This is a genomic window from Nocardia brasiliensis IFM 10847 (genome assembly GCF_000710915.1).
In the GTDB taxonomy this organism is placed as follows: domain Bacteria; phylum Actinomycetota; class Actinomycetes; order Mycobacteriales; family Mycobacteriaceae; genus Nocardia; species Nocardia brasiliensis_A.
This window is the reverse complement of record NZ_BAUA01000012.1, coordinates 17,815-30,223: the sequence shown is the minus strand read 5'-3', so window position 1 is coordinate 30,223 and position 12,409 is coordinate 17,815. Positions and strand designations below refer to the sequence as shown.

The following is a 12,409-nucleotide window of genomic DNA, read 5'->3' as shown; positions in this document are numbered from 1 at the left end:
GTTCTCGTTGTCGCGTCTGGAACGGGCTCGGCGTCCCATGATCCTCCGAGGTGTGCGAGTCATTGTCGTTGACCTGTACGGCTTTTCGGACTTTCAGTCCGTTCGGCGGCCGATGCCGCCATGCATCGCGAGTCGGGTCGTGGGCAGATCCGATCCGAGGAACTGCTGGACCGGCGCGATGCCGGGCGAGAGGAGTTCGAAGCCCTTCATGAGCGTCTCGATCTCGCTCGTGGATCGGTAACACAGTTGCGCAGAGGTGTTATCAGTCTCCGACTGCGTCTGCGACTGGAACTCGGGATGGGTGTCGTCCGTCGCATGCGCGACGACCAGGTAGCTGCCGGGTGCCATGACGTCGCGGAACGCCGCGATGATCTCGCCGGGATACTCCTCGTCCATCACGTAATGCAGGACCCCGACGATCAGCACCGCGACCGGCCTGCTGAAGTCGATGAGCGATTCGGCGTCGATCTGGTCGATGATCTGCTGCGGGCTGCGGATATCGCCCTGCACGACCGACACGCCGCGCGGCCGAGCGAGCAGCGCTTCGCAGTGGCGACACGCCACAAGGTCGTTATCGACGTAGACGACCCGTGCGGTGGGGTGGATCTCGCGCGCTACCTCGTGCACGTTCGGTGAGGCGGGAATGCCTGACCCGAGGTCGATGAACTGTTTGACTCGCGCGTCGGCGGCCAATTCGACGGCGTGGACCATGAATTTACGGACGAACCACGCCAGGATCTTGGTGTCAGGAGCGACGGAGAGCAAGCGGTGGGCGACCTGCCGATCGATCGGGTAGTTGTCTTTGCCTCCGAGCATGTAGTTGTAGATCCGTGCGGAGTTGGGAACCGAGGGATCGAGGCCGGGCGCACGATCTATGCCGGACACGAGGTTAATCCTTCAATCCGGGTGTACGACAACGGAAAATGGCGCCGCCACCTACGTTGACCGGCTTGGTAGTTCCGGGCTGGCATGCGGGGAGGGGGAGGTTCCAGCTGGTCGGGCAAACCGCTAACAACGTGGCTGGCAACCGAGTTGGCCGACACTGGGGTGCGGCGGTCCGGGTGCCATAGGCGGCCGATGCCGCCGGAGAAGACCCACCTCGTTTCAGGCAGGTAGTTTCCGTTGGCGAGGAACGCCTTTATCGGTGCGATGCCGGGCGGAAGCAGGTCGAAGCCCGCCATGAGTTTTTCGATTTCGGCGGGAGAGCGGTAGCACAGCTGTGCAGGAGTGGCGACGGTGTCGGCTTGGGTTTGGTAGATGAACTCGGCGTCGGTCTCGGTGGACCCGTGGGCGAGGGCGAGATAGCTGCCCGCTGCCATGGCGTTACGAAACACAGCAACGATTCCGGCGGGGTCTTCTTCGTCCATCACGTGGTCGAGCACGCCGACCATGGTCACGGCGACGGGCTCGCGGAAGTCGATGAGCCCCTGGTCCTTGAGTTGGCCGATGATCTCGGCCGGGCGCCGGACATCGGCCTGCACCACCGTCCGGTGCGCCAACAGCGCGTCGCAGTGCGCGCAGACCATGGGGTCGTTGTCGATGTAGACGACACGGGACGCGGGCTCGATCTTGCAGGCCACCTCGTGAACATTGGCGAGGGCGGGCAGGCCGGTGCCGAGGTCGATGAACTGGCGCACACCTGCCTCAGCGGCCAATCGCACAGCACGGCAGAGAAATACGCGGACGAGCATCGCAACGTGACTGGAGTTCGGCTCGAGGGCGAGCATACGCTTCGCGATCTCTTCGTCGGGCTCGTAGAAGTCCTTGCCGTCCCGCAAGTACTCCCAGATCCGTGCCGAGCTGGGCACGTACGGCCTGTAGACGGGAACACGATCCAAGCCCGTCACCTCGCATCACGCTCTCTTGCCGCGCGACAGCGGATCTCTTCCCGGCGACCATCGGGCGAGGCATCCTGCCGCAACGCCATCGCCACCGCCGTGACACTGAGCAGTCCGGTGACTACAACGCAGCCGACAGCGAGGGCCTCGAACACCACGGTCACCACAGCTCCTGTCCGAGACTCGTTGTCACATACCGTGTTTCGAACTCGAAGCGGACACGCTCCCACAGCCGCCGTGGCATCCCTGCGTCGAGGCATTTGCCCAGCTCGAGCCCGCCGAGGTCGATCACCAAGCGGCCCTTGCACAACGTGTCGACACGGACAGTGCCGCCGTCGACATGCCACGCCGCCGAGCAATCGGAGAGAACGGTCGCCTGACGGACCTCGTCCGTGTGCGTCATCTCCCCCTCCGTCATCGATGGTGGACAGCCTGCGGGCCGCGACGACGACTACCGCCGCCGGTAGTGGCGTACTTCGGACATTAGGAACCGGCTTGGTGACGGAGCAACAATTTTTCTCCAGTTTTCTTGAAGTGGTGACAATTGAGGCCTTTGAACTGGACAATGAGGATCCATATCTAGAGTTGCTAGAAAAGGAGGACGGTCATGGTGTTGCGACTGCTCGGAGGGCCGACCGGCAATGAAGGCTCGCCGCGGCTGTGGATTGATGACGACCGTGGCGTCTATTGCGCGCAGGGTTTGAAGGTCCCCGGCCAGCCCGATCACGTGGAGATCCCGCACATGCTGCTCACCTGGCTGGCACCCGATACCCACCTCGGCGCTACGCTGACCGACACTGGCCGCGGGACGTTCACCCTCGCCGGGCTGCCTGTGGTCGACGATGAGCGCCAGGCGGTGATCCAGACTCCGGACCACGAGATTTGTATCGAGATTCCGGCGGCGGCCACGGAACGAAGGTGGTGATCGGATGCTCTATCTGCCGCCGGGCACGACGTCAGACCTGCTGGAGATGGCCACGCGGCAGGCGTTCCACATCGAGGTCGAGGACGACCACACGCTGAGCAACGAGGATGAGCCGATCCGGCGATGGCGTGCCGGGCTTGTGCCGCTGGACCCGGACAACTATCCGCCCGATTGGCAACGCTGGGCCGATCTGTGCACTGCCACGACGGCTCGCGGCATCACGATGCAACGGCTGCGCGTGGTCACCGAGCCACACACCGAGTACATCCAATTTCTGCACACGGTCACCGCCGGTCACAACATCGCCCACGGAGAGGACGTCCGGTGGCTGCCCCGTCACCGCACCGATCCGTCTGAACTCACCGCCGATGAGTGGTGGCTGCTCGACGACAGCATTCTCGCGTGGACACTGTTCGATCGCTCGGGGGACTTCTCCGGCCTCGCGGTGACCCGCGATCCCATCGAGGTAGGCCGAGCTGTCTCGATCCGTAACGCCCTGTGGCCCAGGGCTATTCGTCATGACGAATACGCTGCGGGCTCGCTGTAGATGACAGGTGTCGAACAGGCGCGGAAGGTCTTGGGGACTCGCCTTCGCGACCTCCGTAAAGCAGCGCAGCTCACAGGGGTGCAACTGGCCGAACGCGCCGGATGGGGGTCGCCGAAGGTATCGAAGATCGAACTCGGCCAGCAGACTCCCAGCGCTGATGATCTGGCCGTGTGGTGCGATATCACCGCCGCCACCCTCGTCCTGCCCGACCTGCTCGCCACCTTGACCAACATCGAATCCATGTGGGCGGAATGGAAGCGGATTGCCGCCAGCGGGCACGGCCGTCGACAACGGCGCAGCATCGAACTCGAAGCGTCTACCCGCACCATCCGTAACTGGTGCCAGCTCATCGTCCCCGGCCTGCTCCAGACCGAGGCATACGCTCGCACCGTGTTGTCGACATGCATCGAATTCCTCAGCACCACTGACGATCTCGACGAAGCAGTCACCGCTCGCATGCAACGGCAGCACGTGTTGCATGCGGGCACGCGCCGAATCACGATCCTGCTCGCCGAACAGGCGCTGTACACCACGGTCGGCGACAACATGGTCATGGCGGGCCAACTCCAGCACCTTATCGATGTGATGGCCCTGCCGCGGTTGTCGCTGGGGATCGTCCCGCGCACCTTTCCATTCATCTACACCACCACCTCGTTCGCGGCGTTCGACCATCGGCTCGTCATGGTCGAAACCGTCAGCGCCGAGCTCTCCGTCACCAGCCCATCCGAACTGGCGTACTACGAGAAGGCGTGGGCAGCCCTGCATCGGCATGCCGTATACGGCGACGACGCACGAGCCTTGATTGCCCCGGCGCTGAGCCATCGGCGAATCGGCTGAATCCCCAAGCGGCAGAAGCGCACGTCCGGCATCGACAGCAATTCGACCGGCAGGCCGAGGTACACATTCAGATGTCATCGGTCGCCTTCGCGCAGCTGTACAACGTGTTTCGCGCAGGGGCCAATCGGCTCCAGCGCTATCTCGAATCGGACTCGCGTGTGTACGGCGGTTTGCCGTTTCCCCCAAGCATTTTCAGTCTCTGGAGGTAACTCGGTTCCTCGGAGAAGCACATCGTCTTGTCTGCCATCCGGCCGGACGAATCCCCACCCATTCTCCCTGTTATACATCCGGACCGTCCCTCGGACTGTGGCGGTCATCGGAAGTCGCCGTCGCGCTGGACGGACGCGCGGAACGCGGGCCTCTGATCCTGGTGGTAGCAGGCGGTGAGGACCGTCGACGGCCGCCTCGGCTCATCGCGCGAAGCGTCGACGACCAGGCGCAATGGGCGATCCAACCCGCCGACCCGCGCCCGGCCGCGTCGGCGAGACCTGTAGGCCAAAAGCATGAGCCCGGCCGCAGTGCAAACGATGACCACAATTCCGGCCAGAAAGAGCATGGTAGACAATCGAATTCGCTCCTCGTGCTACGAAAAGGGAGTTGGGATCAGCTCTGTACAGTCGTTACCGGGTGTAGCTGCGGTAATTGCCCGCGTTCAGTGCGCCTGCGACGATTACGATTGGAAGCGGCCTGGTCGGCGGATCGAATTCCCTTACCTGCCTGTCGATTCTGCTCGACCGTGGCGGGACAGGTCGCCCGTGGTCAAGTCGTGACAACAACCACAGGCACCCGAAGAACAAGGCGTAGAAGACGGTCACGACAACGGCGGAGATAGCAACGACGATCACCGGCTCACCTCCAGTCGCTGACGCCGTCGCGCCGACGGTCGGAGGGCTGGCGTTCCGGTGGCCCCCACAGTCCTTCGCAGCACAGTCGGCGGCAGGTCGTTATGCCGTCCTCGACGAGGTAGGCGTGCATGCGGGGATCGTGGCTGCGGGAGAAGGCCATCAGGAATTCGGTCGCGACCAGTCTCGGTGCGCAGCGATCGTCGATGATCACCGCTGCCTCCGCGCCGTCGAAATGGTAGTCGAATCGGATGTGCACCAGCTGTTCCTCGGGCCGCTCGCGGTGGGGCGTCATCGCGGATCACTGCACGGGCCGGAACTGGATCGGTGTCGAGCAGCCGGTGAGGTAGCTTTGCGCGCCGACGAACTGTGCACAGCCCGCGTGTCCGGCGTGGATGGCGCGCACGAAGAAGGCGTGGTCATGACTGCGAAATATCGGTGGGGTGGTGCAGTCACGTGACTCGGCGGCCCAGAGATCGGTCGTCTCGCGGCGGGTGTGGTCGGGGCCGGTCATGGCAGCACATCCGGCGTCACGAGCTGTGGTGCGGGTTCGCCGTGCGGTGGGCCTTGGGCTTGTAATTCCGCCAGGAGTCGGGCGCATCCGGGATCGTCTGGGTGGCGTTGGTAGTAGGCGAGCTTGCCGAAGTAGCCGTCGTCGTCTTGTGGTGGCGGCGGTCCTGCGGTGCGCAAGCGTTCGGCATTGTCGGTCATGCCCTGCTGGTCGCACCATGCCAGCAGCGAGTAGTAGATCCTTTGTGGTGTTGCTTCGGGCCATTGGCTGTTGATGTCCATCGCTACCTCCCGCCGTCGGAACCCGACGCCGGGTTCGCCGCCATCCCGCGGCACCATGGCTCTCGCCATTGCCTGTGGCACCGCTGGATGGCGTGCATGGAGGGGTCTGGTAACTCCCGGCGTCGGGTAGTAGTCGACGCTATGGACCGCGGCGGTGGGGTGGAAGGGTTGTGGCGTTGCCTCAGCGTTGCCTATCGGGTGCTGGCGACCTCGGCGACCAGTCGGCGCAGCGCGACGCTGTGGCGTTGAGTCGGCAAGGACTCCAACGCTTTACGGGCGTGGGCGGTGCCTTCGGCCCGTCCGCCGGCCTTGGCGAGGATCAGGCCGCGATGCAGTTCCAGATGTGTGGCGTATCGGGCGTACTCGGCGGGCATCGTCGCCACGGCATGTTGCTGGGCCTGCTCGGCGGCCGGGTCGCCGAGTCGAGCCAGCACCAGCGAGGTGTCGACATTCATCCGCCACTCCGGCATCGCCAGATCTGAGGCGACATCGGTGGTTCCGACGACGTCGAACACCCGGCGCGCGTCATCGAGCGCGGCATGGGCGGCGTCGTCGTCGCCGGTGAGCGCGGAGACGTTGGCCAGCGAGATCAGCGCCATGAGCCGTCCCACTGTGGGGGTTTCGGAGATCGCGGCGCCTGCGGCGGCGAACTCGCGGCACGTGGACACCGCTGCGCTGGGGTGGGCCATGCTCAGCGCGGAGCGCCCGCGCACCCACACTCGTGTCGGCGGGTCCTCGGAGCGGTCGGCGGCATTGACGGCGGCCTGGTACCAGCGGGCGGTGGCAGCGGCGTCGGTCACGTCCGCGAGCGGAGCCCCGTGCAGGACCATCAGCCGTGACGCGATGGCCCACATCGGCCGGTTCAGGAGTTGAGGGCGGATGACGATCAGGTCGGCGGCGATGCGTTCCTGCATCTCCGCGGCACCGACGGTCATGCAATCCGCGGCATGGCGTTCCATGCGCTCGGTCCATACATCGACACCGATCGGGAGATCGGCGTCTTCGAACATCGCGCGCACGGCGTCGGTCACCAGGCCGGGCACCACGATCCCGGCCAGGCCACCGAGCAATGTACGACGGCGAATATCCACGCCTAGCTGCTCCTCATACCGGTCGACGATCCACTCCGGTGCGGGATCGCCGGACGTGTTGGTCTCGATCCGGCTCAGGTAGCCCTTGTCCATCACGATGCGCCGCGACATCTCCCGCAGGGACATGCCGCTGGCTTCGCGCGCCGATCTGAGCATGGTCCCTGTTACCAGCATGACATCCCCCGTCCAGGCAACGGTGAGGCAACGCGCAAACCCTGGCCCAATCCTGCTCCGAGGCTGAGCCTGGAGTCCAGGGACATATTGCCCTGCAACTGATTTCGCAGCGTCGAGGAGATAGTCATGACGGACACTCGGGTGGGGTCGATGCCGATAACCCTAAGCCGACCAGCAGCGTTGCTGCCGCGATATGTCGAAATTGAGACCTCCCGAAAATGCAACCGTGCCTGCAGTTGGTGCCCCAACGGGAGCACCCGGCCCGGCGCGAGCAACAACTCATGGACTGGCCGCTCTACACCCAGATCATCGACCAGCTCGGTGAGCTCGCCTGGGACGGCTGGCTGGCGTTTCACAACTACAACGAACCCTTGCTCAACACACGATTGCTCGACGAGATCGCCTACGCGAAATCGATACTTCCGCACGCGAAACCCGCGATCTACACCAATGGCGACGCGCTCCGCCGACCTCTGTTCGACCGCCTGGTCGAGGCGGGCACCGAATATATCCGGGTAACCCGGTATCCGCACCGCGCCGACACGTCCCCCTCCTACACGGCGATCACCAAATGGCTCGCCCAGGCAGGGCTCGATGACGACACGCTCGTCTGGAGTTTCGGCAAGGTCCGTCAGGGCCTGTCGGCCTCAGTCGAGGTCGGGCGGCTACGGATCGAGGTGATCTCACCGCAGATCCTGGGCACCTACAACACCCGTGGCGGTTCGGTCACGATGCTCGAGCTGGGCTCGGCGCGCCGGACCGCCCCGTGTTTGATGACCGCGACGAGCGCGTCCATCGACTATCGCGGGCTGATGAAGATGTGCTGCTGCGTCGTGCCCGAAGTCGACGAGCATGCCCGATACGTCATCGGTGATCTGCGGACCGTGACCTTCGTGGAGCTGTGGAACTCCGAGCAGATGGCCCGATACCGCGACGCGCACGCCAGCGCTGACTGGTCGCAGTCGCCCGCCTGCCGATCCTGTACCCAGCCGCTACCGGAAACGAGACAGTGATGAGGATCGGATACCGGCCAGCGGTGAGCGTCTCGGCTCCCGGACGCGTCTGCCTGGCCGGGGAAAGTTTGGATTGGATGACCGGTGGCGAGTCGATCGTGGCGGCGATCCCGCTGCGCACACGCGTTACCGTCCGCTCTGCGCCCGCTTGCGAACCCGGCTCGGTCGAGTTGCGGGCCGGGCCACCGTTCCACCTGGCTCGTGTCGTGCCGATCGACAAACTCGGCGTCTTCGGCAGCGATGAACTCGATCACCTGCAAGCCACCGCCCACGTGTTGTCGTGGCGCTGCGGCGGGCAGCTCGCCGCCACCGCCATCGAGACCACCACCACCCTGCCGGTCGCAGCCGGTGTGTCTTCCAGTGCCTCGGTCACCGTGGCGACAGCGGCGGCGCTGTTGTGCGTGGCCGATCAGTCGATTCCGTTGCCGGGCACGATCTGTGAGTCGGCCTATCGCGCCGAGTCGAGCGAACTGGGGACCGGCGCGGGCTGGATGGACTTCATGGCCTGCACCTACGGCGGGGTGCGCGCTATCCGGTCCGGGCACAAACCCACCTCGACAAGGCTCGCCGACTCCCTCGAAGTCCCGATGGTCCTGATCGACACCGGGCAACGCCACAGCACCGAACGAGTGCTGGCCTCCAAACGCGACCGATTCCGGGCCGGCGACACCGGGATGCGTGAATACGCCGAGCAGGCACCGTGGCTCGTCGCCGGAATCCATGCACTCCTGCGCACCCCGAGCCCTGACTACGCCGAGATCGGCACGCTGATCAACGACGCGCACCGGCTGCTACGCGACTGCGTACACAGCTCGACACCGCTGATCGAAGCGTGCGTGACCCGCTGCCTGGACGCCGGGGCCTTCGGTGCCAAACTGAGCGGGTCCGGCCACGGCGGATGCCTGTTCGCGCTCGTCCCCTGGGACCGGCTGGACCGAGTACGAGCCGCGGTTGCCGGGCTGCCGGTGCGTGTAATGGTGTTCACCACCACTGATGCTCTCGGGGTGGCGTTTACCCCGACCAACGAAGACGACGAGGGGAACTGATGGCCGAGCGGGAACTGTCCACCATCATCAAGGCATACGACGTGCGCGGCCTCGTCGATACCGAACTCGATGAGGACTTCATGCGCCAGGTCGGCGCGGCGTTCGCTCAACTGGTCGGCACTACCGTCGCGATAGTGCGCGACATGCGCCCCTCCTCCGCGCCCTACGCACAGGCATTCGCAGCGGGCGTGATCAGCCAAGGCCACGACGTCATCGACGTCGGCATGGGCTCCACCGATCTGGTCTACTACGCCGCCGGACACCTCGACGTCGCCGGCGCGATGATCACCGCCAGCCACAACCCCGCCCAATACAACGGCATCAAGCTCTGCCGCCCCGGCGCCACACCGGTCGGCATGGACACCGGCCTCGGCGAGATCCGCCGCATGATCGAAGACGGCATCCCCGCCTACGACGGCCCGGCGGGCACCATCACCGCCCGCCCGGACTTGGTCCACGGCTACACCGCCTACCTGCGAGAGCTGGTCGACCTCACCAAAATCCGACCACTGACCATAGCCGTCGACGCCGCCAACGGCATGGGCGGCTACATGGTGCCGCGCGTATTCGGCGGGCTGCCGGTCGAGATCGTGCCAATGTATTTCGAACTCGACGGCACCTTCCCCAACCACGAAGCCAACCCACTCGATCCCGCCAATCTCGTTGACCTGCAAGCCAAAGTCCGCGAGACCGGTGCCGACATCGGGCTGGCGTTCGACGGCGACGCCGACCGTTGCTTCGTCGTCGACGAGACTGGCCAGCCGGTGCCACCTTCGGCGATCGTCGCGTTGATCGCCGCGCGCGAACTCGCGAAATCACCCGGTGCCGCGATCGTGTACAACGCCATCACCTCCCGCGCCGTCCCCGAGATCGTCACCGAACACGGCGGCGTTCCCGCCCGCACCCGCGTCGGCCACACCTTCATGAAAAGCCTCATGGCAGAAACCGATGCCGTATTCGGCGGTGAACACTCCGGGCACTACTACTTCCGCGACTTCTGGCGCGCCGACACCGGCATGCTCGCCGCCCTGCACGTACTCGCCGCCCTCGGCACGACCGAACAGCCACTGTCAGCACTCGTAGCCGAATACAGCCGATACGTCGCCTCCGGCGAAATCAACTCCGAAGTTGACGATGTCCCAACAGTTTTGAGCCACATCGAACAGCACTACGACGGCGCGCACACCGACCGACTCGACGGCCTCACCGTCCAGCTCGACGACGGTGCATGGTTCAACCTGCGCCCCTCAAACACCGAACCCCTGCTGCGACTCAACGTCGAAGCACCCGACACCGCGGCCATGACACGAATCCGCGACGAAGTCCTTGCACTGGTCCGACAGTGACAGCGCTGTGCGAACGGACGTAGCAGCGAGCTGACTGGTCCAGGACAGCCACGCGAGCCATGGCTGATCACCCACTATCGAGGTTCGAACGGCGATACTCCGGTAGGCCGCGGACAAGGGAAGAGCACGCCTCCGCCTACCGGCAAGCCATGGACCTCTGAGCCCGGTACCGCCCGATGTTCTACAAAACGGAACGCGGGGCGTCCTGGTGGTCAGCCCGGGGTGGTCGAACGTTGGCGAAGTACGTTCCGTCCATCCACTCTTGCCAGCGTTGGCACTGGCTCAGCAGCCCCTCTGCGGTCCATCCATCGCGCAGCGGAGTCCAGTCGTTTTCGGGGTCCAGGTGTTGGGTCATGCAGATTCGGACGCGGTGAATGGTGTGGACGGTTCCCAGCGGACGCGGGGTTGTCCGTACCTGTCCCTCGGCGATGCCCTTGTGCCGCTCAGTCGTTCGTGCGCGTGGGCCTTGCCGCCTTCTCTGCCGCGAGCTTCGCCGCCGCAGCGGTGCCGCGCCGGCCGCATTTCAACGTCTTGGTGTCGCTGTCGACGGCGAACCACACCAACGGCCCTTCCTCCCACACCGTGAGCTGACGCCGGTACATCTGCCGGGTAAGCATGACGCCCTGGGTCGGATGCACATGCAGCGCCCACCCTCCAGTTGCGTCCGCCTCGGTCAGCATCCACGTGCCCTTCGTCGGTGAAGAACAAACTAGACCAACCAGTATGCACCGGGTGGTGGCCCGACAGGCGAGGCGTGTCTTGCGTCCAGAAGTTGGCAGGCTTGGTCGACGGTAGGGGTTGGCGGACCACGCGGAACTGGCCTAATTCAGCTTCCTGCCATGGCGGCGAGGCGACACACTCGTGTCTGGCGTCGACCCAGTGGCAAGCTCCGGGGTAGTTGGGTTGACCGCCAGTTCGATGGTCTGGCAGTCAACGGCTTGAAACATCGGGAAGGGCGGTGGCCCTGCAGAACGATGCCGCCTGAGAGGCGGGAAGCATGACATGGTCCGGCCCGCCGGGCCCCGTGAAGGTCAGCCGGTCGCATCGTGTGCGGGACGGGCCACGGTTGGCTACGTGCGCGTGGCGTGGATGAAGCCGTTGGTGGGGTTCCCGGTCCCCGCGGCGGCCGGTCGATTCAGCGGTCGAACTAGTTCATCCCAGGATCGGAATTCGGTGTCCCAGCCGTGATCGTCCAGCCACTGTTGGGCGGTGGAGCCGAGCCCGGCGAGCGACTGCGTTTTGTTACCGAATGCCAGTTCTTTGAGTTCGCGGTAGCGGGGGTGATTCTCGTCCACCTGGCGGTGTGCCGTATCGAATGTGCTACCTGGCGCGGACAACTTGGTGATCATGGTGGCCAAGGAGATGGCGTCGTCATTCGCCAGATATCCGATGACGCCTTCCTCGATCCAGGTCGTTGGTGCCACTGGCTGGAAGCCGGCGCCGAGAAGCGGGCGGACCCAGTCGAGACGAAGATCGGCGGGAACAACGCGGCGGTGACAACCGGGTGCGCGTGGCGATTGTTGCAGCACACGTTCTTTGAAGGCGAAGACGTCGGGCAGGTCGAGCTCGAACCAGACCAGATCCGCAGGCGTGCTCATCCTGAATGCCCGGCTGTCAAGCCCGGCCCCGACCGCGACAACCTGGCGGACGCCGGAGTCGATCGCAGCGTGCACCCGATCGTCGACGAGCCGGACCTCCACGGTGCGGCGTTCGTAGTAGCGATCGATCAGACCCTCGATCGTCGCCCAGTTCGCCGCAGATCCCGGCGGCGCGGAGGGGGCCAGGTAGGCGCCGCGGGCCACCTCGACGAACAAGCGGGCGTAGGGATCGTCGTACAGCCGATCACTACGCTCGGATTCCCTGGCCCGGATTCCGGCGACACCGATAGCGGTGGCGCCGACACCCCGGAGTGGCTCCACGGTATTCATCGAGGTCCTTCTTCGGCAGCAGCGATACCA

At 65.0% G+C, this 12,409-nt stretch carries 15 protein-coding genes; 6 read left to right on the top strand and 9 right to left on the bottom strand.

What is annotated here, in order from left to right:
• Positions 1 to 93 precede the first annotated feature (93 nt).
• From NBRGI_RS03155 to NBRGI_RS03140, 3 genes are all read right to left on the bottom strand, one after another.
• A complete protein-coding gene (locus tag NBRGI_RS03155; RefSeq protein ID WP_029892730.1) occupies positions 94 to 885 on the bottom strand; it encodes an SAM-dependent methyltransferase in 792 nt (263 codons plus the stop codon).
• Entirely contained in the window at positions 873 to 1,838 is a 966-nt protein-coding gene (locus NBRGI_RS03150) for an SAM-dependent methyltransferase (RefSeq protein ID WP_081877907.1), read from the bottom strand. The genes NBRGI_RS03155 and NBRGI_RS03150 overlap by 13 nt, the downstream gene beginning before the upstream one ends.
• A 160-nt stretch (positions 1,839 to 1,998) precedes the next feature.
• The gene (locus tag NBRGI_RS03140; RefSeq protein ID WP_029892728.1) at positions 1,999 to 2,241 is read right to left on the bottom strand and encodes a hypothetical protein; all 243 of its coding nucleotides are present in this window, start codon (positions 2,239 to 2,241) and stop codon (positions 1,999 to 2,001) included.
• 204 nt (positions 2,242 to 2,445) lie between these two features.
• On the opposite strand from NBRGI_RS03140, the gene NBRGI_RS03135 reads away from it, so the two are divergent.
• Genes NBRGI_RS03135 through NBRGI_RS03125 form a run of 3 tightly spaced genes read left to right on the top strand, consistent with a single transcriptional unit; the run spans position 2,446 to position 4,147 of the window.
• Entirely contained in the window at positions 2,446 to 2,763 is a 318-nt protein-coding gene (locus tag NBRGI_RS03135; RefSeq protein WP_036557225.1) for a hypothetical protein, read from the top strand.
• Between the two features lie 4 nt (positions 2,764 to 2,767).
• Positions 2,768 to 3,310: a DUF6879 family protein gene (locus NBRGI_RS03130; protein WP_051727467.1), complete on the top strand. Its 543-nt coding sequence runs from the start codon at positions 2,768 to 2,770 to the stop codon at positions 3,308 to 3,310.
• Between the two features lie 30 nt (positions 3,311 to 3,340).
• Positions 3,341 to 4,147, top strand: a complete 807-nt coding sequence (locus NBRGI_RS03125) for a helix-turn-helix domain-containing protein (protein ID WP_235210836.1) — start codon at positions 3,341 to 3,343, stop codon at positions 4,145 to 4,147.
• 849 nt (positions 4,148 to 4,996) lie between these two features.
• Here NBRGI_RS03125 and NBRGI_RS03110 read toward each other — a convergent pair.
• From NBRGI_RS03110 to NBRGI_RS03095, 4 genes are all read right to left on the bottom strand, one after another.
• Positions 4,997 to 5,284, bottom strand: a complete 288-nt coding sequence (locus tag NBRGI_RS03110; protein WP_029892723.1) for a hypothetical protein — start codon at positions 5,282 to 5,284, stop codon at positions 4,997 to 4,999.
• Between the two features lie 6 nt (positions 5,285 to 5,290).
• Positions 5,291 to 5,503, bottom strand: coding sequence for a hypothetical protein (locus tag NBRGI_RS03105; protein ID WP_029892722.1), 213 nt, complete (start codon positions 5,501 to 5,503; stop codon positions 5,291 to 5,293).
• Positions 5,500 to 5,781 carry a hypothetical protein gene (locus NBRGI_RS03100; RefSeq protein WP_029892721.1) on the bottom strand — a complete coding sequence of 94 codons (282 nt, stop codon included), beginning with the start codon at positions 5,779 to 5,781 and terminating at the stop codon, positions 5,500 to 5,502. Before NBRGI_RS03100 ends, NBRGI_RS03105 begins: the two co-directional genes overlap by 4 nt.
• 191 nt (positions 5,782 to 5,972) lie before the next feature.
• Complete coding sequence (locus NBRGI_RS03095) at positions 5,973 to 7,046, bottom strand: helix-turn-helix domain-containing protein (RefSeq protein ID WP_148310664.1); 1,074 nt, start codon at positions 7,044 to 7,046, stop codon at positions 5,973 to 5,975.
• Between the two features lie 281 nt (positions 7,047 to 7,327).
• On the opposite strand from NBRGI_RS03095, the gene NBRGI_RS03090 reads away from it, so the two are divergent.
• From NBRGI_RS03090 to NBRGI_RS03080, 3 genes are read left to right on the top strand one after another with little or no spacing between them, the layout of a single operon-like run.
• Positions 7,328 to 8,059: a radical SAM/SPASM domain-containing protein gene (locus NBRGI_RS03090; RefSeq protein WP_158439763.1), complete on the top strand. Its 732-nt coding sequence runs from the start codon at positions 7,328 to 7,330 to the stop codon at positions 8,057 to 8,059.
• The gene (locus tag NBRGI_RS03085) at positions 8,059 to 9,105 is read left to right on the top strand and encodes a mevalonate kinase family protein (protein WP_081877903.1); all 1,047 of its coding nucleotides are present in this window, start codon (positions 8,059 to 8,061) and stop codon (positions 9,103 to 9,105) included. The genes NBRGI_RS03090 and NBRGI_RS03085 overlap by 1 nt, the downstream gene beginning before the upstream one ends.
• Positions 9,105 to 10,451: a phosphomannomutase/phosphoglucomutase gene (locus NBRGI_RS03080; protein WP_029892717.1), complete on the top strand. Its 1,347-nt coding sequence runs from the start codon at positions 9,105 to 9,107 to the stop codon at positions 10,449 to 10,451. Before NBRGI_RS03085 ends, NBRGI_RS03080 begins: the two co-directional genes overlap by 1 nt.
• Before the next feature lie 443 nt (positions 10,452 to 10,894).
• Here NBRGI_RS03080 and NBRGI_RS03075 read toward each other — a convergent pair whose 3' ends face one another.
• Together NBRGI_RS03075 and NBRGI_RS03070 are read right to left on the bottom strand one after the other, a co-directional pair.
• Positions 10,895 to 11,131: a hypothetical protein gene (locus NBRGI_RS03075; RefSeq protein ID WP_029892716.1), complete on the bottom strand. Its 237-nt coding sequence runs from the start codon at positions 11,129 to 11,131 to the stop codon at positions 10,895 to 10,897.
• Between the two features lie 390 nt (positions 11,132 to 11,521).
• Positions 11,522 to 12,379 (bottom strand): SAM-dependent methyltransferase, encoded by an 858-nt coding sequence (locus NBRGI_RS03070; protein ID WP_029892715.1) that lies wholly within the window; start codon positions 12,377 to 12,379, stop codon positions 11,522 to 11,524.
• Positions 12,380 to 12,409: the final 30 nt, after the last annotated feature.